The organism is Nocardioides cavernae (genome assembly GCF_016907475.1).
Lineage (GTDB): Bacteria > Actinomycetota > Actinomycetes > Propionibacteriales > Nocardioidaceae > Nocardioides > Nocardioides cavernae.
The window spans coordinates 992,211-1,012,831 of record NZ_JAFBCA010000001.1 but is presented as its reverse complement, the minus strand read 5'-3'; the positions used below and the strand labels follow the sequence as shown (position 1 = coordinate 1,012,831).

Here is a 20,621-nt window from a genome sequence, read left to right as displayed (position 1 = left end):
CGCGCGGGCGCCCGTGACTCGATCTTCGAACACTGTGGGGAGAGCCTTCGAGCAGCGGGCCGACCCGGCCAGCGTGACCCACGGGGCGGCGTCCTCGTTGAGCCGGGACGACGACAAGGAGCACCCGTGGAGCCGACACCCCGTCACGTGCAGCGCATCGCGATCTCCCTGCTGACCGCGGGAGGGCTGGTGGTGGGCGGATTCGTCGCCGCCGCGCCGACCGGGACCGGGCAGGCCGACCTGCCGTCGACCTACGACGCGCAGGCCCGCGAGCGGGCCGAGGTGCGTGCCGAGCAGCGGCCCCACACCCACCGCGCCGGCACGACGGGCACCTCGGCGGTCGCGGCGGTCGCCGGCGACGGTCACGGCCACGTGCACGACGACCCGTCGACCAAGAACGCCGTCAGCCGCAGCGGCGAGGCGGCCGCGGCACCGGACCGCACCACCCCACGACAGCGCGCGGCCAGCCTCGCCCGGGTCGCAGGACAGCGCACGCAGCGCGAGCCGCGACTCACCGGCGTACCCCTGCGGAGCAAGCGTCGCGCGGTCCCGGAGAGCGTCTACGCCATGGCCGGGGGCTGCTACCGCCTGGCGGGAAGCCGGCTGACGTTCCAGGCGACGGGGCTGGGCTCCTACCTGCTCTACGCCCCCGACCGCACCTTCCTCGCCGCGTCGGGGACCGACGGCGCGAGTCTCGCGACCGAGCCGTCACCGCTCGCGGACTGGACCGTGAAGAAGGTCGGCAGGGGCCGGTTCACCTTCACCCTCGCCGACGGCCGCTCGCTGCGGAGGGCGGACGGTGGCCTGGCCACGGGGCCGGCCGAGGCCTTCGCGCTGCGTCGTACGACCGGGTGCGCCGCGTTCCCCGAGGTCGACACCAACGTGCGGGGCCGCCCGTTCGGCGGCGTCTCGCCCTTCCAAGAGGTCCGCGGCTGGGTCGACCCGCACGTCCACGGTCAGACCCACGAGTTCCTCGGCGGCCGCGTCATCTGCAGCCCGCCGTTCCACCGCTACGGCGCACCCGCCGCGCTCGTCGACTGCCCGGACCACCAGGTCGCCGACGGCCGGGGCGCGGCGCTCGAGGACGTGCTCGCCGACAAGACCCCGGGCACCGGCCACGACCCGGTCGGCTGGCCGACGTTCTCCTACTGGCCCAACCCGCACTCGCTGACCCACCAGCAGGTCTACTACCGGTGGCTGGAGCGCAGCTGGCGCGCCGGCCTGCGCATCCACACCAGCCTGCTGACCGAGAACCACGTCCTCTGCACAGTCTACCCGCTCAAGAAGAACTCGTGCGACGACCGCGACTCCGTGCGCCTCCAGGCCAAGGGGATGCGCGCCATGCAGGACTACATCGACGCGCAGTACGGCGGCCCCGGCCGCGGCTGGTACCGCATCGTCACCGACCCGTTCGAGGCGCGGAAGGTCATCAACCAGGGCAAGCTCGCCGTGGTGATGGGCATGGAGACCTCCGTGCCGCTGGGGTGCAACGTCCAGCTCGGGCGGCCCACCTGCACCGAGGAGCAGATGCTCGCGGAGCTCGCCGAGATGAAGCGGCTCGGCGTCAGCCAGATGGAGCTCACCAACAAGTTCGACAACGCCTTCACCGGCGTGGCCGGCGACGCCGGGACCACCGGCACGCTGACCAACAGCGCCAACTTCCTCAGCACCGGGTCGTTCCTGCGGATGCAGCAGTGCCCCGCCGCGTACCCCGCGGGCACCGAGGACCGGCTCCAGTCGCCGAACCTGGGCGACCTCGACAGCCTGGGCGGTGGACAGCAGGCCACCCCCGACCAGGACGCGATCTTCGGCGCCATCTGGAAGCTGTTCGGCGACCTCGGTGTCCAACCGGCCCCCGTCTACCCGGCCGGCCCGCACTGCAACCAGCTCGGGCTCAGCCCGCTCGGCGAGCGGCTCATCTCGGCGATGATCGACCAGCGGATCCTCTTCGACCCCGACCACATGAGCGTCGCCGGGCGCAACGCCGCCCTGGACTACCTCGAGCAGCAGCAGGCCGCCGGGCGTCCCGTCGGCGTCGTGTCGTCCCACTCGTGGTCCACACCCGACGCCTACCCGCGGATCTACCGCCTCGGCGGCTTCGTCGCGCCCTACGCCGGCGACTCGACCGGCTTCGTGGAGAAGTGGCGCCAGCACCTCGGCTGGACCGACCGCCGCTTCTACTTCGGCTTCGGCTTCGGCTCCGACATGAACGGCTTCGGCGCGCAGGGCGACCCGCGCGGTGCCGACGCGGCCGACCCGGTGACGTACCCCTTCACCGGTCTCGCCGGCGTCCGGATCGACCGGCAGCGCAGCGGCGAGCGGGTCTACGACGTGAACACCGACGGCGTCGCGCACTACGGGCTGTACGCCGACTGGGTGGAGGACGCCGAGCACGCGGCGGGTGCCGACGGGCCGGCGCTCGGGGCCGACCTGGCCCGCGGCGCCGAGGCGTACCTCCAGACCTGGGAACGCGCGTGGGGCCTGGCCCCCGACTCGTGTCGCAACCCGGGGCTGCGGCGGTCCGTCAAGGCCTTCACGAGGGCCGCGGACACCGGCTTGGGCGCCCGCGCGTTGATGCGTCGCGTCGGCCAGCCGTGGCAGCGGCTCGGCCGCGCGTTCACCTACTGCGCGAAGAAGCCGGGGAGCAAGCGGGCGCTGATGACGGTCGAGCTCTCCCGCGCCGGCAAGGTGACGGGCGTACGCCGCGGCTGAACGTCAACGGCGTCGCCACCAGCGGGGGTGTCGTGGCGACCCGACCTGCGCCCGCCAGTCGCCGCGCCATGACGCCAGACTCTCCACCTCGTCGACGAAGCCCTGGCGCGCGACGGCCCAGTCGGGGGTCTCGACCAGGGCGCGTGGCGTGCCCCGGTCGCCGGAGTACCAGACCTCGTAGGAACCGTCGTCGAGCGCACGGATCCCGATGTACTCGCTGGAGAGGCCGCCCGGCACCGGGCGACCCTTGACGAAGAAGTGATGGCCCTCCCCCAGACCGCGGGCGACCAGGTGCTCGGCCACCTCGACGAGCTCGTCGGGGACCCGATGAGCGGCCGCGTCCGCGGCTCCGCGTTCGGCCACCCGCCGAGCGAGGTCGCGCAGGTCGTCGGCACGCAGGCCGGGCCAGCCGTGCACGAGCCCGAGCCACTCCTCGGGCAGCGACGACGCGCCGTGGACAGCGCCGAGCAGCGCTCCGGCGATCGCGGCGACCGTGTCGGTGTCGTCGCCCGCGTGCACCGCCGCGCCGAGCGACGCGACGAGCGGAGGACCGTCGCCGACCGGGTGTCGGATCGCCGACCACGCCGCCTGGAGGGCGGTGACGACGTAGCCGTTGGGCGCGAACGCGGACGGCGTACGTCGCTCGGCGTCAGCGATCCAGTCGGCCCACTGGTCCCGGCGGTCGGCCGGGAGCTCTCCGAGCACGGCCGCCAGGTCGGGCACGGCCCCGTCGAGCACGGCGCGCCGGATCGCGTGGCACCACAGCACGCACGCGTCTCCCGCGAGCGGGTCGTGGTGGGTCGCCTCCGACACCCACCGTGCGGCGAGCGTGAGCATCGCCGGGTCGTCGAGGAAGGCGAGCGCGACCGGAGCCGTGCGCATCAACGACCCGTTGCCGGCGGTCCGTCCGGTGCGGCCGTGGAGGCCGGTGGACGCCGAGGCCGCGGCCGACCACGCTCGCCGGGCTTCCTCAGCCGCCACGGCCCCGAGCACCTGCCGCGTCTGCGTGCCGACATCGGTGGCGCCCGCAGCGAGCCAGTCGACCCACCCGGTGACGATCGCATCGAGCGCGTCCACTGTCCGCAGCCCGCGGACGGCGGCCACCCGCGCGATGACGACGGCCATCTGGGTGTCGTCGCTCCACTCGCCGGGCGCATAGGGGCCGAGCCCACCCCCGATCATCCGCGGCACCTCGCCGCGACCCAGTGGCGCCGAGCCGAACTCGTACGGCACTCCGAGGGCGTCGCCGCACGCAGCGCCGAGCAGGACGCCCTGGATCCGGTCGGTCCGGGCCGCGTCCTCGGTGGCGTCGTGCACGGTCGGGGTCAGCGGCTCGGCGGGGCGAGCTCGTTGGTCACGCCCTGGACGTCGGCCAGCTCGGACCGCGCGACGGTGGCCTCGAAGACACCCGGCTCGATCGTGTCGGCGCCGAGGGCCTCGGCCCGGTCGGCGTCGTCGATGAGCAGCAGGACGCGGGCCTGCTCGGGGCCGGAGTCGATGAGCCGGACCGGGACGCCCTGCCAGGTCGCCCGGAACACCACCTCGAACAGCTCGCAGTCCTCCGCCGGAACCGCCGCGGACCACGTCTGCGGACGCACCTGCTCCCACCCCTCGGGACCGGCGTCGGCCCGCACGCTGACCAGCACGCTGTCGCCGACGACGTCGGCGGCGAGCTCGGTGCCGCGCCAGCGGGCCCGCGGCCCGACGAGCGTCGACCACGGCCGCCACCCCTTCGCCCCGCGCCAGCCGCGCGCGACACCGCCGTAGGAGGAGAGGCACTTCTGCTCGCCGTCGGCACGGATCCGCCAGAACTCGGCGCCGAAGCTGTAGCGGGTGCGGCTCAGCTCCCAGACGGGGACCACGGCCTCGTCGCGCAGGAAGCCGGTCGGGTAGAGCGGGGTGCGGCCGGCGTCGGGCGATGCGGGGTTGCTCAGGGTCGCGAGCGGCGGCAGCGCGAAGCGCACCACGTCGACGTACTCCTGGCCACCCTCGTAGCCGTAGGCGCGGAGGATCCTGTCGGGGGTGTCGAGCGCGACGGCGTCGCCGGCCAGCACCACGATCCCGCCGACCTGGTCGTAGCCGTCGTCGACGATCGCGGTCCCGAGACCGTGGGTCAGCAGCTTCTGCAGCACTGGCCGTCCGACGCTCGCCTCAGACATCGATCTCCCTCTCGCGCACGTCGACCACCGTCAGCTCTGCCACCGGCACCTTCCCACGGAACCCGTTGTACTGGTCGCCTTCGAGACCGAGCCGTTCGGCCACGACCGGGGAGCTGCCGAGGATCTCGGCCTCGTCGCCGACCACGCGGCCCAGACCGAACTCCTCGCCCTGCCAGGCCACCGTGACCTGCACGGTGAAGTAGCGCGAGAGGTCGGCCTTGCTCACCCTGGCCCACGCGTCGCCGTCGCGGCGAACGCCGGACTCGAGGTGGGGCGGCAGCGGGCCCGCCTCGCGGGGCACGCGCAGGGTGACCGCGTCGCGGGCGGCAGCGGTCACCTCGTAGGTCGTGGAGTCGACGACGGCGAACGTGCCGCGTTCGGGCAGCGACATCGTCAGTTCCCCTGCGGGATCCACGAGGGCTCACCGTCGACGGTCCGGAGGACGGCGACGAGGCGCTGCGTCCCGGAGTCGGTGACCTCCCACATCTCGGCACCCTCCCTGATCGTCACGGTGTCTCCCCTCGGCACGGCGTACTCGGGGATCACATCATCCGCGGCGCTCGTGAAGCCGTTGCCGGTGAACGGCTGCTTCCAGTCGTCGTAGGTGGTGGGCGACCCGGTCATGTCCTGGTTGCGGGGAACCTCGAAGTTGGGGTTGTCGGCCTGAAACCGGATGACGTGCGTCGAGGTGTCGCTCGTGGCGTGGTGCGTGTTGTCGTAGTCGAGGCGCAGGCCCTCGTTGATCTCGCGAGGCGTGCCGAGGTGCGCCGTGTCGTCGGCGACCGTGACCGCGCCCCTCACCTCGTTGCTGGTGTAGCGGTCGAGGATGTAGTTGTCGACGTCGCCGGGCTGGACGTCCGGACCCTTCGTCTCGTCGAAGTAGGACTGGTCGATCACCTTCTGCATCACCGTGTCGCTGGTGGGGGCCGGGAAGTCCTCACGCACCGCGTTGAGCGTCGCGCGCTCCGCATCCGTCAGGTCGGCGGACGGCTTGTTGATGAGGTCGTTGAGCTCGCTGCGCGAGATCCCGTGGGAGTCGAGGACGCCGTCGACGCGGGAGGAGCCGAGCTGGTCCGGCGAGAACGTGGTGCGGTGCGGGACGTCGTCCATCATCGAGTAGATGCGGGCGTTGTCGAGCCGGGAGAGCCCGTTCAGGTCACCGAGGTCGTCGAGGTGTCGCAGCTTGCCCATGTCGCCGAGGGCGTCGAGGCCGTCCATGGCGAACTTGGTCCCGCGCGTGGCGACCGCACCGGCTCCACCCGTCGCCACGGCGGCGACGGCGTCCGGGACGAGGTGGCCGATCGCGCGGGCCGGGTCGTCGGCCCACGTGTCCCAGTCGAGCAGCGACTTGCCGAGCTCCTTGCCGAAGCCGACAGGATCGGTGGTCAGGCCCGTGTAGATGCCCTGGGCCATCGACCACGCGTTCTCGGCCGAGAGCTCGTACTTCTTCATCAGCTCCTCGGGCGTCAGGTCACCCGTCGCGAGCTTGTAGGAGTCGATGACCATGTTGACGGGGCTGAACGGCACCATCGTCAGCAGGTCCCACACCGCCTCGCCGGCGCCCTCGAAGATGCCGCCGACGAACTTGAGGCCCGACTCCAGCCAGTTGGGCTCCTCCGGTGCGTCGGCGCAACCGGCGCGCACCTCACCCGCACACACCGACGCGGCGTTGTCGAGGTCTGCCCTCGCGGCGTTCAACGCGCCCAGCGCCTCCTGCTGGATCGGGTCGCCCCAGTCGACGAACGGCTCGGCCTGGTCGGTGCCGCCGCTGCTCCAGTAGGACCGCATCCGGCCCAGGTAGGAGTCGTACTGCGTGCGCGCGCTCGCCGACTCCCGCTCCCCGCGCTCGTGCTCGGCCTTGGCCTCGGCGGCCCGCCGCTGCGCGTCCTCGAGGGCGCCGGCGTAGGTCGTCAGGCTGGCGGCGGCCTTCTTGAACCCGTTGCCCGCCTTGACCCAGCGGTCCGGCTCGAGGTCGTGCGCCTCGCGGAACTCGTCGGCGGCGCGGCCGGTCCACCCCGACACGTCGATCTTGGCCAGCGCGTCGCCGGTGTCGTAGAAGAGCTGGCCCTTCTGCTCCATCGTGAGGGCCTTGGCCCGGACGTTGCCGGGGTTGCCCTCGATCACGAAGTCCGGCACGTCACATGACCTTGATCCCGGCGATGGTGCCCTTCAGCGCGGACAGGGCGTCGTAGCCCGCCTTGTCGGTCTCGAAGTAGTTCATCGCGATCTTGCCCAGTCGCCCGGACATCTCCTCGACGTCCTGACAGAGGTTGTTGACGCCCTCCTCCCAGCGGTTCTTGAACTCGTCGAGGGCGTCCCACACGACGTCGCTCCCGACGTCGCCCTTGCCGGGGACCAGGTCCTCGACGTCCTTGTCCTTGAACAGCTGGACGGTCTCGCTGAGCCCCTGGGCGGCCTGGCCCATGCTCTCGAGGTCGACCTCGTAGTCGTACGACGGCATGGGATCCCGATTCCCCGCAGGGCGGTCGCTCAAACCGGGAAGGACGTTCGGGCTCCGGGGTGTGTGAGCGGGCGGCGGACGGGGTAGGAAGGGGTGATCGATCCCAGCGAGAGGGGGCGGCCGTGGCCGTCGGACTTGTCTACTCCGAGATGCAGGCGGCGGCGCAGGCCGTGGCCGACGCGGTGGAGCCGCTGCAGACCACCCTGCAGGAGCTCGGCGCCACCATCGAGACCGAAGCCGGCAAGGGGTTCAAGGGCCAGGCAGCAGCCGGCTTCGGCGAGGCGATCAACGAGTGGTTCGACGTCGCCGTCACTCTCGGCCCGATCCTCGACGGTTACGCCCAGAGCCTGATGTACGTCGCCCAGGAGCACGCCACCAACGACGTGACCCAGGCCGAGCGGGCGGGCAACCTCGCAGACCGCCTGGGCGGTGGTCCCCGATGAGCGACCGCGGGCTCGTGGTCCACCAGGGCTCGCTCTCCACGCTCGAGACCGCCCTGGCCGATGCCACCACGCAGATCACCACGCAGATCGCCGAGCTCCTCGAGCGGGTCGAGTCCCTGACGCCCGGCTGGGACGAGTCGAGCGAGTCGCACATCGCGCAGCTGGAGCACCAGCAGAAGCTCCGCGACGGCGTCGAGCGGCTCACCGATGCCCTCGACCAGATCAAGGCGAAGGTCGCGACCTACCGCGAGGACGCCCGCGAGATCGAGGTCGAGAACGTCGCGATCGTGAACTGATCGCCCACCCAGCACGACGTCAAGTTACCTGCGGGTAGGATCCTTCTCACTCCGCAGGGCCCTGCCGTCGGCATGTTGGGCGGCCCTAGGCTGCGGCTCTGTACGCCCCTACCGAGGAGCAGCCCTTCATGCAGACCTTCGCGATCGTCCTGTCGTTCGCACTGACCGTCGCCGCCGTGGCCATGCTGGTCCCGGCCGTACGGCGCATGCTGGGCGTCATCCGGAGCGGCCAGCCGGCCCCCGGCCGCAGCGACAACCCGGCCGGTCGCACGGTCACGATGCTCAAGGAGACGTTCCTCCACACCCGGATGCTGCAGTGGCACTGGGTCGGCATCATGCACTGGTTCGTCTACGCGGCGTTCCTGTTCCTCAGCACCGCGGTCCTGGCGGCGTACTTCCAGCTCTTCAAGCCCGACTTCGCCTGGCCTCTCATCGGCCACTGGTACCCCTACGAGTGGTTCAGCGAGCTGATCGGCCTGCTCAGCACCGTCGGCATCGTCTACCTGATCGTCTACCGGCAGAAGCACCACCCGCGCTCCGAGGGCCGGCGCAGCCGCTTCTTCGGCTCGACCTTCTGGCAGGCCTACTTCGTCGAGGCGCTGGCGCTGCTCGAGGGCTCGGCGATCCTCTTCGTCCGCGCGGCCGAGTGGAAGCTCGACGAGGAGGTCGGGCGCGCCCACTTCCCGATCGCGTCCTGGATCGGCGACGCGATGTACCCCGTCGACGAGTCGTCGCTGCACAACCTCATCTACTTCATCGCGGCCTTCAAGATCGCGCTGGCGATGATCTGGCTGATGGTGATCGCCCGCAACATCACCATGGGCATCGCGTGGCACCGCTTCACCGCGTGGTTCAACATCTACTTCAAGCGCGAGCCCGACGGCACGACCGCGCTCGGCGCGATGAAGCCGCTCACCTCCGAGGGCAAGGCGATCACCCTCGACGACATCGACGACCTCGACGAGGACTCGGTGCTCGGCGTCGGCAAGGTCGAGGACTTCTCCTGGAAGGGCATCCTCGACTTCACCACCTGCACCGAGTGCGGTCGCTGCCAGTCGCAGTGCCCCGCCTGGAACACCGAGAAGCCGCTCTCCCCCAAGCTCCTCATCACCAGCCTCCGCGACCACGCGTACGCCAAGCACGACGGCGACGAGGCCCACGCCGAGCGCGAGCTGGTCGGCGTCGGCTCCAAGGGCGAGAGCGCCGGTGCGGGCACCGACGTGCTCGACTACTTCTACAACCCCGCCGACGGCGACTTCGTCATCGACGAGGACGTGCTGTGGAGCTGCACCTCGTGCGGCGCCTGCGTCCAGCAGTGCCCCGTCGACATCGAGCACGTCGACCACATCATGGACATGCGGCGCTACCAGCTGCTCGTGGAGTCCAACTTCCCGGCCGAGCTCAACCAGCTGTTCAAGGGTCTGGAGAACAAGGGCAACCCCTGGAACATGTCCGCCACCGCGCGGATGGACTGGGCCAAGGGCCTCGAGTTCGACGTCCCGGTCGTCGGCGAGGACCTCGAGTCCCTCGAGTCGGTCGACTGGCTGTTCTGGGTCGGCTGCGCCGGGGCGTACGAGGACCGCGCCAAGAAGACGACGCGGGCGGTCGCCGAGCTGCTGGACATGGCCGGGATCTCCTTCGGCGTGCTGGGCAACGGCGAGACCTGCACCGGCGACCCGGCTCGTCGCGCCGGCAACGAGTTCGTCTTCCAGGGCCTCGCCCAGCAGAACGTCGAGACGTTCAAGGAGTACAAGGTCAAGAAGGTCGTCTCGACCTGCGCCCACTGCTTCAACACGCTCAAGAACGAGTACAAGGACTTCGGCATCGAGCTCGAGGTCGTGCACCACACGCAGCTGCTCAACCGCCTCGTGCGCGAGGGGAAGCTGACGCCCGTCAAGGACGGCGCCGGCGCCGCGAAGCGCTCGATCACCTACCACGACCCGTGCTACCTCGGCCGCCACAACCAGGTCTACTCGCCGCCCCGCGAGCTGCTCGAGATCCTCCCGGGTGCCGAGTTCGTCGAGATGGAGCGCAACTCCGAGCGCTCCTTCTGCTGCGGCGCCGGTGGCGCGCGCATGTGGATGGAGGAGAACCTCGGCGAGCGGATCAACATGAACCGCACCAGGGAGGCCGTCGGCACCGGCGCCGACCAGATCGCCGTCGGTTGCCCGTTCTGCCGGGTGATGCTGGCCGACGGGCTGACCTCCCAGCAGGCGTCCGGCGAGGCCCGCGAGGAGGTCGAGGTCCTCGACGTCGCGCAGATGCTGCTCGCGTCGGTCAAGGGCGAGCAGGCGACCAAGGCCGCCCCGGGCTCGGCTCCTGCCGCCGCACCGGCCACCGCGTCTGCCGCTGCTGGCGCTGGTGCTGCCGCTGCAGCGACCGCCACCGATGTGGCGACCAAGGACGAGCCGGAGGCCGGTGACGTCACGGTCACCGAGGACACCGTCACCGAGACCGCCGACGTCGGTCCCGCCGCCAAGGCGTCGGGTGGCTCGTCGCTCTTCGACACCCCGGCTCCCGAGGAGACCGCGCCGGCCGCCGAGCCGGCGCCTTCCGGATCGCTGTTCGACACCCCTGCGCCCGCTGAGGCGCCGGCCGCCAAGGCGGACGAGAAGGCCCCGGAGAAGCCGGCCGAGGCGTTCTCCGGCGGGTCGCTCTTCGACACCCCGGCCCCGGAGCCGGAGGCACCGAAGGACGAGGCGCCCTCCGACGCAAAGCCCGCCGCCCAGCCGGCGACGGACCTCGGTTCCGGTGGCTCGCTCTTCGACCTCGGCACCCCCGAGCCGGAGCCCGCCGCTGCGGCAACGCCGCCGGCAGCCATGGAGGAACCCGCCGCTGTCGAGGAGAAGCCCGCTCCCGCTCCCACCGCCGACCTGGGCAGCGGAGGATCGCTCTTCGACATCGCGGCCCCCGAGCCGGCTGCCGCTGGTCCGGCCGCTGCCGAGCCGGCAGCCGCCGAGCCCGAGGCCGACGACGAGGCGACCACGGCGGCACCTGCGGAGAAGCAGCCTGCGGCCGCGGTGGCCGTTGAGTCTCCCAGCGACTCAACGCCCATCACGCCGGCCGCACCCACCCCCCAGGTGGACCTCGGCAGCGGGTCGCTCTTCGATCTCCCGGCGCCCGAGCCGGCGGCCGCCGAGCCCGCTGCAGCCGAGCCCGCTGCCGCAGTGGACCGTGAGTCTCCTGGAGACTCAGAGGCCAGCGAGCCCGCCGTGCCGGTCGCCGAGGCGGCGCCCGAGGCGGAGCCGACGGCTGCCGAGTCGGCGCCCGAGGCGGAGCCGACGGCTGCCGAGTCGGCGCCCGAGGCGGAGCCGACGGCTGCCGAGTCGGCGCCCGCGAGCGCTACGACGTCGACGCCGGCGACCGACGTCGACCTGTCGAGCCTCGGGTCGCTGTTCGACCTCGAGGCGCCCGCGACCCAGCCGGCAACACAGCCGGCAGCCAGTTCCGCGCCGGCCACGACCGAGCCCGAGCCCGAGGCCGCAGTGGACGTTGAGTCTCCCAGCGACTCAGCGCCCAGTGCGCCCGCCGAGGTGGCGGCCGAGGCCGACGCGGCAGCTGCGCCGGAGGCGACGCCCGAGCCGGAGCCGCAGGCGCCGGCTGAGTCCCCGTCTGCACCGCCGAGCGGGTCGGACCTGAGCCAGGCCGCCCTCTTCCGCGACCCCGACGACGCGACGGTACCGACTGATCCCGAGCCGGCTGAGACCGAGTCCGAGCAGGCCGAGACTGCGCCCGCGACCGACCCGGAGACCGTGCTCGACGCGGACGACGCCGACCGCGAGCCCGCAGCCGAGGAGGCGGCGGACGCGAGCGACGTACCTCCCACGTCAGGGGACGAGTCCGAGCCCGCCTCCGACGGCCCGGCTCACACGCCGCGCACGGATGTCGACATCAGCGGTTCGGGTTCGCTCTTCGACCTCTGACGTCCTTCGACTTGTCAGGCTCTCCCTGAACTTGTCGGCCCGTGCATGGGCCGACAAGTTCAGCGATCCCCGGCTGACCGGGGATCACTGAAGAGCGGGGTGATGTCACCGCGACAGCAAATGACATCACCAAGGCATTGACATGACATCACGGTGATGTCAGGGTGGTGCACATGGACATCACCCCGTACGTCGACAGCCTGCGACGCGACCTCGTGGCCGCGTCCGAGGCCGGCAGCGACGAGCTCAAGCAGGCCGCCGAGCGCCTGGCGTACGCCCTCGACCCGAGCGCCCGCCTCGCACTGATGGAGGCCATCTCCCACGCCGCGGCCGAGATCACCGCCGAGCTCCCCGACGGCAGCGTCGACGTCCGGCTGGTGGGCCGCGAGCTCGACTTCGTCGTCGAGGTCACGCCCCAGGCCGCGATGCCCGAGCCGCCCCCGCCGCCGGCACCCCCGGCGCCGCTGGAGGAGGAGGCCGGCGACCTGGCCCGCATCACCCTGCGCATCCCCGAGGGCGTCAAGGCCCGGGCCGAGGAGAAGGCGGCCGCGGCCGGGCAGAGCCTCAACACCTGGATGGTCAACGTGGTGCGCAGCGCCACCAACGACCACTCCATCAACGTCGACATCGACCTCAGCAGCGTCCCCTTCGTCGGCTACGACCCGTTCGCCGGCAACCGCAGGCAGGGGCAGGGCAACCGCCGGATGAGCGGCTGGCTCTGACCACCACGACCTGACGTCCCGGGGCCACCGCGCCCCACCACCCATCGCTCCACGGACCGGCACCGCCGGCCCGGTGGACGAGCACACCCTCAGGAGACCCGATGAGCAACCAGCTGGACCTCACCTTCGACACCCCGGAGCCGATCGGCCTCTACGTCGAGAACGGTCGCGGGAGCGTCGACGTGACCGCCACCGACACCACCGAGACGACCGTCCGGATCACCGGGGAGCGCGCCGAGGAGTTCGACGTGCGCGACCTCGGCGACCGGATCGCCATCATCGCCCCGCACCGCAGCGGCGGGTTCCTCGGCAAGGACCCCCGTGCCGAGATCGTCGTCGAGGTCCCCGTCGCCAGCGGGCTGCAGGCCAAGGTCGGCAGCAGCGACGTGGCGGCCCACGGCCGGTTCGGCGACACCCGCATCGACAGCGGCTCCGGCGACGTGTCCCTCGACGTCGTCGACGGCGACACCTTCGTCCAGACCGGCTCGGGCGACCTGGTCGCCGAGCACCTCCTCGGCGACGCGCGCATCAAGTCCGGCTCGGGCGACGTCCTCGTACGTCACGCCGAGTCCGCGCTGGTCGTCACGACCGGCAGCGGCGACGTCCGCGTCGAGTCCGCCCGCGACGAGCTCGCCGTCAAGACCGGCTCGGGCGACGCCCACGTCCTGTCGATGGGAGGCGAGGCGGTGTTCACCACCGGCTCGGGCGACCTGGTCGTCACCGAGGTCGCCTCGGGCCGCGTGACCGCCAAGACCGCGAGCGGAGACGTGCGCATCGGCGTCGTGTCGGGTACGCCGGTGTGGACCGACGTCCGGACCGCGAGCGGCCGCCTCACCTCCACCCTGCCGAGCACGGGCGAGCCCGCGCCCGACCAGCCCTACCTCGAGGTGCGTGCCACCACCGCCTCGGGCGACGTCACCCTCCACGAGAGCTGACCGCCAGCTGTCCGTTCCGTCCTCAGGACCGACGAGCCGAAAGGAGCATCGCCATGCATGACTCACTCACCGAGATCGAGCTGATCGCACGCCACCGCATCGCCGAGCGCGTGCACTACTCCCCCCGCGCGCCCCGCACCAAGCGCTGATCCCCGCCGCCGCCGGTCAGGACTTCATCGCGACGCCGCGACGCCAGTAGCCCATGAAGGCGACCTGGCTGCGGTCGAATCCGAGCTCCTTGACCAGGTGGCGGCGCAGGCCCGTGACGACCTTGGACTCACCAGCGATCCAGGCATACGTGCCGCCCGCGCCCGCCACGTCGCCCGGGACGTCCTCGCCCGAGGAGGAGTAGAACGGCGTCTCCCACAGGTCGGGGTCGACCTCGTCGGGAGCGACGTCGACGTGGGCGCCCGGGATGCCCAGGTGGGCCACCACGGCGTCGTGCAGACCGAGGCCGAGCTCGTCGCCCTCGCGGGCCAGCCACACGACCTCGACGCCCGCCGGACGACGTACGTCCAGGACGTCGGCGGCGACGGGCACCTCGAGGAACGCCGTCCCCCGGGCGTCGTCGGGCAGCTGCTCGAGCACGGTGCAGACGGCGGGCACGGCGGTCTCGTCGCCCACGAGGAGCAGGTCGGCGCCCGGGCCGGGCGTGAACTCGATGCCGCCGTAGGGGTAGCCCCGCCGGGGCGCGAGCAGCGCGATCCGGTCACCGACCGTGGCCCGCGAGGCCCAGAGCGAGCCGGGGCCGACCATGTCGCCGTCGAGGTGGAGCACCATGTCGACGACGAAGGTCGTCGCGGCCCCGGACCCGCGGACGTCGCGGATCGTGTAGGTGCGCATGTGGCCACGCTCGGCCGCCGGACGCTCGAGCCAGGTCGAGAACCAGGTGTCGTCGGCGCCCTCGGTGGAGGTGATGCCGCCCGTCTCGGGGTCGGGGAGGATGAGCTTGATGCGCTGGTCCCAGCGCGGACCGTCGACACCGAACTCGGCGAGGTCGGGGCTGCCGAGCTCGACGCGGACGAAGGTCGGCGAGAGCCGCTCGACCGCGACCACCTCGACCTCGGTGAAGAGCATGGGCAGGGCGGCCTGGTTCGAGCTGGCGGTCACGGTCATCGGATCTCCTGGCTGGCGTGGCTGGCAGGGGTGGACGGACTGGGGTGGCGCGGCTGGTGACGGCCGACGGGCACGACGAGGGGCGTGTGCGAGACCGGGTCGTCGATGACCCGGTTGTCGAGGCCGAACACCGTCCGCACGACCTCCTCGGTGACGACCTCGCGCGGACTGCCCTCGGCGACGATCTGCCCGGTGTGCAGGGCGACGAGGTGGTCGGCGTAGCGGGCCGAGAGGTTGAGGTCGTGGAGCACCATGACGATGGTGGTGCCGCGCCGGGCGTTGAGCTCGGCGAGGAGGTCGAGCATCTCGACCTGGTGCGCGACGTCGAGGTAGGTCGTGGGCTCGTCGAGCAGCAGCAGGTCGGTGCCCTGCGCGAGCGCCATCGCGATCCACACCCTCTGTCGCTGGCCGCCGGAGAGCTCGTCGACGACCCGGTCGGCGAGCCCCAGGGTGTCGGTGAGGGCGAGCGCCTCCGCGACCGCCTCGTCGTCGGCGCTGGTCCAGCGGCCGAAGGGTCCGTGGTGCGGGTGGCGGCCGCGGCCCACGAGGTCGGCGACGGTCACGCCCTCGGGCGCGACGGGGTTCTGCGGCAGCAGCCCCAGCGTGCGGGCGACCTGCTTCGTCGGCAGCCGGTGGATCGCCTCGCCGTCGAGCAGGACCGAGCCCGAGCGCGGCCGGAGCAGGCGGGCGAGCCCGCGCAGCAGCGTGGACTTGCCGCACGCGTTGGCGCCGACAATGACGGTGATGCGGCCGTGCGGGACCTGCAGGTCCAGGTCGCGCACGACGGCGGTGTCGGTGTAGCCGAGCGTGAGGCTGCTGGCCTCCAGCCGGGCGGGCTGGGTGGGCGTGGCGGTGGTCATGCCGCCCTCCTTCCACGATGTCCTCTGAGGGGGCCGCGGGCGAGCAGCCAGAGCAGGAACGGCGCACCGAAGGCGCCGGTGACGACGCCCACGGGCAGGTTGAGGTCGGCGAAGGCGTAGGCACCGGCGTAGTCGCCCACCAGCACGATCACCGCCCCGACGAGGGCCGCCGCCGGGAGCGTCGTACGGCCGCGGTTGAGCGCGCGGGCGATCGGACCCGACAGGAACGCGACGAACGCGACGGGGCCCGCCGCGGCGACCGCGACGGCCACGAGCAGCACGCCGAGGAGCATGAGCAGGTCGGTGCGGCCGCGCCCGACGCCGAGGCCGGCGGCGGTGTCGTCGCCGAGCTCGGTCGCGCGCAGGGAGCGGGCGACCCACCCGGTGGCGGGCAGCAGCACGGCCAGGGCGAGCGCCAGCAGCCCGATCGCCTGCCACGCGACGCCGTTGACGCTGCCGGTCAGCCAGCGCAGCACCAGCTGGACGTCGTACTCGTCGACGCGGGTGAAGACGTACTGGATGACCGACTGCATGGCGGCGGCGAGGCCGATGCCGGCCAGCACGAGCCGGAAGCCGCCGTGGTCGCCGGCGACCGCGCGCACGGCGAGCGCGACGGCGAGGGCACCGACGATGGCGGCGGCGGAGACCGGCCAACCGGTCCAGCCGGCCAGGGCGATCACCGTGATCGCGGCGGCGCTGGCGCCGAGGCTGATGCCGACGATGTCGGGGCTCGCGAGCGGGTTGCGCAGCGTGGTCTGGAAGATGGCGCCGCCCACGCCGAAGGCCACGCCGACCAGCACGGCCAGCACGGCCCGCGGGAGCTTGGACTCCATCACGATGTAGGTGGCGCCGGGGATCTGCTCCCCGCCGAGGATGCGCACGAAGTCGGGGACCGTGACGGTGTAGTCGCCCAGCAGCACGCGCGCGGCGAAGGCGCCGACCAGCGCGACCGCGAGGCCAGCAAGGAGGCGGCGGTGGTGGCGCACCGGCGCGCGGCGCGCACGTCGTACGACGTCCAGGGCATCCGGCGCGGACGGCGTGGGGGGCTCGGTGGTGAGGGGTCGGCCGAGGGTCACTGTCACAACGCCCTCCCGGTGCGGCGGATCAGGGCGAGGAAGACGGGGACGCCGACGACGGCGGCCATGATGCCGACCTGCACCTCCGACGGCGGCAGCACGACGCGTCCCACCGTGTCGGCGAGGACGACGAGGACAGCGCCGCCGAGCATGGAGAACGGGAGCAGCCGGCGGTGGTCGGGGCCGACGAGGGCGCGTACGACGTGGGGCACGACGAGGCCGACGAAGGCGATCGGCCCGGCCAGCGCGGTCGCCGTGCCGGCGAGCAGGACGATCGCGAGCGCGATCACGAGGCGGTCGCGGGTGGTCCGGCGGCCCAGGCCGCGGGCCAGGTCGTCACCGAGGGCGAGGGTGTTGAGCAGGCGTGCACCGGCGAGCGCCAGCACTGCTCCGAGGATCAGGAACGGGAGGCCGGCGAGGAGCACGTCGGTGCCCCGCCCGGCGACAGTGCCGACCTGCCAGAAGCGGAAGCTCTCCATCGTCTTGCGGTCGGCCAGGAGCAGGCCGGTGGTCCAGCTGGCGAGGCCGGCGCTGAGGGCCGCGCCGGTGATCGCGAGCTTCATCGGGGTCGCACCGTCGCGGCCCAGGGACGCGATGCCGTGGACCGCCGCCGCGGCGACGGCGGCACCGACGAAGGCGAGCGGGAGGAACTGGCCCATCCCGGAGAACCCGAAGGCCGTCATCCCGACGACCATCGCGAAGGTGGCGCCGGCGTTCACGCCGAGGATGCCGGGATCGGCCAGCGGGTTGCGGGTCAGGCCCTGCATGAGCGCCCCCGCCAGCCCGAGGGCGGCGCCGACGGCGAGGCCGAGCAGTGTGCGGTCGAGGCGGGCCTCGACCACGGCGTGCATGGGATGTGCGGCGTCCCAGACGGCGGCGAGCGGCACCGCTCGCGCTCCCACCAGCAGCGACAGCGCGCCGGCACCGGCCAGCGCCACGATCGAGATCGCGACGCTGGCCGGCAGTGCGGGACGACGCCTCTGGCCTCCCCCCGGAGCCCTCGAGACGTCGTCCCGCGTCGGGACGAGGGCGGTCATCAGCCCTCGATGGCCTCGACCACGTGAGGCAGGAAGTCGCTCACGATGACCGGGATGGAGAGGGGCGTGGGGTTGGTGGACGCCATCGCGTTCTGCTTGTCGGTCTCGGCGTACCAGTGGCCGTCGGCGATCGCGGGGATCTGGCCGAGCAGCTTGTCGTTCTCGATCGTCTCGACGCTGTCGGGCGAGTCGACCCAGGTGAGGAAGACGTCGGAGTCGAGGTCGGCCGACTTCTCCGCCGACACGGTGCCGTAGAACTCGCCCGGCTTGATGGCGTCGGCGACCGCCGGCGCGTCGACCATCCCGAAGTCGCGCAGGATCGACACCCGCGGGTCCGCGGGGGCGTACATGCCGACGGTGGAGAGGTCGGTGGCGGCGAGGTAGCCGTAGATCAGCTCCGCGCCCTGGAGCTCGGGGTTGGCCTCGGCGGCCTCGTCGATCGTGGCCTGGGTGTCGGCGGCGACGTCCTCGGCGAGCGCCGTACGACCGAGCGCCTCGCCGACCATCTCGAGCGAGGTCTGCCAGGGGGTGGTCCAGGGTGCCTCCGGGTAGGCGACGACCGGGGCGATCTTGGAGAGCTTGGCGTACTCCGCCTCGGTGATGCCCGAGTTGGTCGCCAGGATCAGGTCGGGCGCGAGCTCGGCGACCTCGTCGATCGGCGCGCCGTCGGCGTCGTCGTAGCGCACGGGCGCCTCGGCGCCGGCCTCCTCGACGGCCGCGTCGAACCAGTCGGTCGAGCCGCCGTCGTTGCCGCCCCACGTGATCTTGGTGGCGCCGACGGGCACGACGCCCAGCGCGAGGGCGTGGTCGTGGTCGGTCCAGCCGAGGGTGGCGACCCGGGTGGGCTCCGACTCGATGGTCGTCTCGCCGAGCGCGTGCTCGATGGTGACGGGGAAGGCGTCGGGGTCGACGGACGTGGTCGACGTCGGCTCCGCCGCCGCGTCCGTGCCGCTGGTGGACCCGGTGCTGCAGCCGGTGAGGGCTGCGGCCAGGACGGTGACCGCGGCCAGGGGCGCGGCGAGGCTTCGCTTCATCAGGACTCCGTGTGCTCGGTAAGGCAAGGCTAACTTAGGGAAGCCTAACCACACAGCACTCGATTAAGGCAACAGGGGTGTGCCGTAATCCGCGATGTGGACCTGACGAACCTCAGATGGACGTGCGGTGGAACCCCTGGAACGACCGGCTCGGGGTCGGGCCGCGCTGTCCCTGGTAGCGCGAGCCGTACTTCTCGGAGCCGTAGGGGTGCTCGCTCGGCGAGGAGAGCCGGAAGAAGCAGAACTGCCCGATCTTCATGCCGGGGTAGAGCTTGATCGGCAGCGTGGCGACGTTGGCCAGCTCGAGCGTGACGTGGCCCGAGAAGCCCGGGTCCACGAACCCCGCGGTCGCGTGGGTGAGCAGCCCGAGCCGGCCCAGCGACGACTTCCCCTCCACCCGCGCGGCGACGTCGTCGGGCAGCGACACGACCTCGTACGTCGACCCCAGCACGAACTCGCCCGGGTGCAGGATGAACGGCTCGTCCCCCTCCGGCTCGACCTCGCGCGTCAGCTCGGACTGGTCGGCCGCCGGGTCGATGTGGGGGTAGCGGTGGTTCTCGAAGACGCGGAAGTAGCGGTCGAGCCGGACGTCGATGCTCGAGGGCTGCATCATCTGCGGGTCCCAGGGCTCGAGGGCGATCCGGCCGGCGTCGATCTCGGCGGCGATGTCGCGATCAGAGAGCAGCACGCGGCCGACCCTAGCCTCAGTTTCGAGACCGCGGCCCTCGTGGCCACAATGGATCGGTGACCTTCCACCGCTACGTCGCCCTGGGCGACTCCTTCACCGAGGGTGTCGGCGACCCCGACCCTGCTCGACCCAACGGCCTGCGCGGCTGGGCCGACCGCGTCGCCGAGGTGCTCGCCCAGCAGACCGACGACTTCGGCTACGCCAACCTCGCCATCCGCGGTCGCAAGCTCGGCGCCATCGTCACCGAGCAGGTCGACGCGGCCCTCGCGCTCCAGCCCGACCTGGTCACCATCCACGGCGGCGGCAACGACGTGCTCCGCCCGCGCGTCGACATCGACGCGCTGGCCCGGACGTACGACGACGCGATCGCGCGGCTCAGCGCGAGCGGCGCGCACGTCGTCATGTTCACCATCTTCGACCCGGGCGCCGGCGGGATCTACGGCCCGATGCGCGGCCGGATGGCGATCTTCAACGAGTGGGTCCGCGAGATCGCCGACCGCCACGGCGCGAGCGTCGTCGACATGTGGCGGATGCGCGACATCGAGATCGCCGGCGTGATGGACACCGACCGGATGCACCTCAACAGCTCCGGCCACACCCACATGGCCCACGCCGTCCTCGAGGCCATCGGCGTCGAGCACGGCCTCGACCCGGTGACCGTCGGTCCGCTCCCTGTCCTCGGACGCCGCGAGACCTGGGCCGCCAACGCGCAGTGGACCCGCGAGTTCCTCGTGCCATGGGTGCACCGCCGGCTCACCGGGCGCTCGTCCGGTGACACCGTCGCGCCCAAGCATCCCGCCCTCTCCACCGTGCGACCCCCGGTCCGGTAGACCCGTCTAGTAGCATCTGGCCCGCCGTCCCCGGACGGCACTGCGGATGTAGCTCAGTTGGTAGAGCGCGACCTTCCCAAGGTCGATGTCGCGAGTTCGAATCTCGTCATCCGCTCCACGTTTGTCTCCAGGTAGGCGCACCTGTCTCTCGGTAGTCGCGCCGAGCTCGACGCTCTGCCCATCGTCGATGTCGCGAGTTCGAATCTCGTCATCCGCTCCACGTTTGTCTCCAGGTAGGCGCACCTGTCTCTCGGTAGTCGCGCCGAGCGCGACGCTCTGCCCATCGTCGATGTCGCGAGTTCGAATCTCGTCATCCGCTCCATCCACGT

Annotated in this window: 18 protein-coding genes and 1 tRNA gene; 8 read left to right on the top strand and 11 right to left on the bottom strand. The window is 72.1% G+C overall.

What is annotated here, in order from left to right:
* The first annotated feature begins 126 nt into the window (after positions 1-126).
* Positions 127-2,712 carry an amidohydrolase family protein gene (locus tag JOD65_RS04730; RefSeq protein WP_191193514.1) on the top strand — a complete coding sequence of 862 codons (2,586 nt, stop codon included), beginning with the start codon at positions 127-129 and terminating at the stop codon, positions 2,710-2,712.
* A 3-nt stretch (positions 2,713-2,715) separates the two neighbouring features.
* Here the strand turns inward: JOD65_RS04730 and JOD65_RS04725 are convergent, their stop codons facing one another.
* From JOD65_RS04725 to JOD65_RS04705, 5 genes are read right to left on the bottom strand one after another with little or no spacing between them, the layout of a single operon-like run.
* Positions 2,716-4,029, bottom strand: coding sequence for an ADP-ribosylglycohydrolase family protein (locus tag JOD65_RS04725; RefSeq protein WP_191193515.1), 1,314 nt, complete (start codon positions 4,027-4,029; stop codon positions 2,716-2,718).
* Positions 4,030-4,037: 8 nt separating this feature from the next.
* A complete protein-coding gene (locus JOD65_RS04720; protein ID WP_191193516.1) occupies positions 4,038-4,871 on the bottom strand; it encodes a hypothetical protein in 834 nt (277 codons plus the stop codon).
* On the bottom strand, positions 4,864-5,262 hold the full coding sequence (locus tag JOD65_RS04715; RefSeq protein ID WP_191193517.1) for a hypothetical protein: 399 nt from the start codon (positions 5,260-5,262) through the stop codon (positions 4,864-4,866). Before JOD65_RS04715 ends, JOD65_RS04720 begins: the two co-directional genes overlap by 8 nt.
* A gap of 2 nt (positions 5,263-5,264) precedes the next feature.
* Positions 5,265-7,007, bottom strand: a complete 1,743-nt coding sequence (locus tag JOD65_RS04710) for a putative T7SS-secreted protein (RefSeq protein ID WP_191193518.1) — start codon at positions 7,005-7,007, stop codon at positions 5,265-5,267.
* A gap of 1 nt (position 7,008) precedes the next feature.
* Complete coding sequence (locus JOD65_RS04705) at positions 7,009-7,332, bottom strand: hypothetical protein (protein WP_191193519.1); 324 nt, start codon at positions 7,330-7,332, stop codon at positions 7,009-7,011.
* A 122-nt stretch (positions 7,333-7,454) separates the two neighbouring features.
* On the opposite strand from JOD65_RS04705, the gene JOD65_RS04700 reads away from it, so the two are divergent.
* The 5 genes from JOD65_RS04700 to JOD65_RS04680 all read left to right on the top strand — a co-directional run bounded on the left by JOD65_RS04700 (position 7,455) and on the right by JOD65_RS04680 (position 13,651).
* Positions 7,455-7,775, top strand: coding sequence for a WXG100 family type VII secretion target (locus tag JOD65_RS04700; RefSeq protein WP_191193520.1), 321 nt, complete (start codon positions 7,455-7,457; stop codon positions 7,773-7,775).
* Complete coding sequence (locus tag JOD65_RS04695) at positions 7,772-8,071, top strand: hypothetical protein (RefSeq protein WP_191193521.1); 300 nt, start codon at positions 7,772-7,774, stop codon at positions 8,069-8,071. The genes JOD65_RS04700 and JOD65_RS04695 overlap by 4 nt, the downstream gene beginning before the upstream one ends.
* 128 nt (positions 8,072-8,199) lie before the next feature.
* Positions 8,200-11,994: a (Fe-S)-binding protein gene (locus tag JOD65_RS04690; protein WP_191193522.1), complete on the top strand. Its 3,795-nt coding sequence runs from the start codon at positions 8,200-8,202 to the stop codon at positions 11,992-11,994.
* Between the two features lie 173 nt (positions 11,995-12,167).
* The gene (locus tag JOD65_RS04685) at positions 12,168-12,716 is read left to right on the top strand and encodes a toxin-antitoxin system HicB family antitoxin (protein ID WP_191193523.1); all 549 of its coding nucleotides are present in this window, start codon (positions 12,168-12,170) and stop codon (positions 12,714-12,716) included.
* Between the two features lie 101 nt (positions 12,717-12,817).
* Positions 12,818-13,651, top strand: a complete 834-nt coding sequence (locus tag JOD65_RS04680; protein ID WP_191193524.1) for a DUF4097 family beta strand repeat-containing protein — start codon at positions 12,818-12,820, stop codon at positions 13,649-13,651.
* A 165-nt stretch (positions 13,652-13,816) separates the two neighbouring features.
* On the opposite strand, the gene JOD65_RS04675 is transcribed toward JOD65_RS04680, so the two are convergent.
* The 6 genes from JOD65_RS04675 to dcd form a co-directional block, all read right to left on the bottom strand.
* Positions 13,817-14,767 carry a siderophore-interacting protein gene (locus JOD65_RS04675; RefSeq protein WP_224747125.1) on the bottom strand — a complete coding sequence of 317 codons (951 nt, stop codon included), beginning with the start codon at positions 14,765-14,767 and terminating at the stop codon, positions 13,817-13,819.
* Positions 14,764-15,627, bottom strand: a complete 864-nt coding sequence (locus JOD65_RS04670) for an ABC transporter ATP-binding protein (RefSeq protein ID WP_191193525.1) — start codon at positions 15,625-15,627, stop codon at positions 14,764-14,766. Before JOD65_RS04670 ends, JOD65_RS04675 begins: the two co-directional genes overlap by 4 nt.
* The gene (locus JOD65_RS04665) at positions 15,624-16,709 is read right to left on the bottom strand and encodes a FecCD family ABC transporter permease (protein WP_307820936.1); all 1,086 of its coding nucleotides are present in this window, start codon (positions 16,707-16,709) and stop codon (positions 15,624-15,626) included. Before JOD65_RS04665 ends, JOD65_RS04670 begins: the two co-directional genes overlap by 4 nt.
* Complete coding sequence (locus JOD65_RS04660; RefSeq protein ID WP_191193526.1) at positions 16,706-17,740, bottom strand: FecCD family ABC transporter permease; 1,035 nt, start codon at positions 17,738-17,740, stop codon at positions 16,706-16,708. The genes JOD65_RS04665 and JOD65_RS04660 overlap by 4 nt, the downstream gene beginning before the upstream one ends.
* A complete protein-coding gene (locus JOD65_RS04655) occupies positions 17,740-18,774 on the bottom strand; it encodes an iron-siderophore ABC transporter substrate-binding protein (protein WP_191193527.1) in 1,035 nt (344 codons plus the stop codon). The genes JOD65_RS04660 and JOD65_RS04655 overlap by 1 nt, the downstream gene beginning before the upstream one ends.
* A gap of 112 nt (positions 18,775-18,886) precedes the next feature.
* Positions 18,887-19,462, bottom strand: coding sequence for a dCTP deaminase (gene dcd, locus JOD65_RS04650; RefSeq protein ID WP_191193528.1), 576 nt, complete (start codon positions 19,460-19,462; stop codon positions 18,887-18,889).
* A 56-nt stretch (positions 19,463-19,518) separates the two neighbouring features.
* Here dcd and JOD65_RS04645 point away from each other — a divergent pair, with 56 nt between their 5' ends.
* Together JOD65_RS04645 and JOD65_RS04640 are read left to right on the top strand one after the other, a co-directional pair.
* Positions 19,519-20,292: an SGNH/GDSL hydrolase family protein gene (locus JOD65_RS04645; protein WP_191193529.1), complete on the top strand. Its 774-nt coding sequence runs from the start codon at positions 19,519-19,521 to the stop codon at positions 20,290-20,292.
* Between the two features lie 42 nt (positions 20,293-20,334).
* A tRNA-Gly gene (locus JOD65_RS04640) sits at positions 20,335-20,410 on the top strand.
* The last annotated feature ends 211 nt before the right edge of the window (positions 20,411-20,621 follow it).

Bases quoted from the DNA above. Each gene is read 5' to 3' on its own strand.
- JOD65_RS04720 (WP_191193516.1), bottom strand. From the start codon at position 4,871: ATGTCTGAGGCGAGCGTCGGACGGCCAGTGCTGCAGAAGCTGCTGACC.
- JOD65_RS04715 (WP_191193517.1), bottom strand. From the start codon at position 5,262: ATGTCGCTGCCCGAACGCGGCACGTTCGCCGTCGTCGACTCCACGACC.
- JOD65_RS04705 (WP_191193519.1), bottom strand. From the start codon at position 7,332: ATGCCGTCGTACGACTACGAGGTCGACCTCGAGAGCATGGGCCAGGCC.
- JOD65_RS04695 (WP_191193521.1), top strand. From the start codon at position 7,772: ATGAGCGACCGCGGGCTCGTGGTCCACCAGGGCTCGCTCTCCACGCTC.
- JOD65_RS04690 (WP_191193522.1), top strand. From the start codon at position 8,200: ATGCAGACCTTCGCGATCGTCCTGTCGTTCGCACTGACCGTCGCCGCC.
- JOD65_RS04685 (WP_191193523.1), top strand. From the start codon at position 12,168: ATGGACATCACCCCGTACGTCGACAGCCTGCGACGCGACCTCGTGGCC.
- JOD65_RS04680 (WP_191193524.1), top strand. From the start codon at position 12,818: ATGAGCAACCAGCTGGACCTCACCTTCGACACCCCGGAGCCGATCGGC.
- JOD65_RS04675 (WP_224747125.1), bottom strand. From the start codon at position 14,767: ATGACCGTGACCGCCAGCTCGAACCAGGCCGCCCTGCCCATGCTCTTC.
- JOD65_RS04670 (WP_191193525.1), bottom strand. From the start codon at position 15,627: ATGACCACCGCCACGCCCACCCAGCCCGCCCGGCTGGAGGCCAGCAGC.
- JOD65_RS04660 (WP_191193526.1), bottom strand. From the start codon at position 17,740: ATGACCGCCCTCGTCCCGACGCGGGACGACGTCTCGAGGGCTCCGGGG.
- JOD65_RS04655 (WP_191193527.1), bottom strand. From the start codon at position 18,774: ATGAAGCGAAGCCTCGCCGCGCCCCTGGCCGCGGTCACCGTCCTGGCC.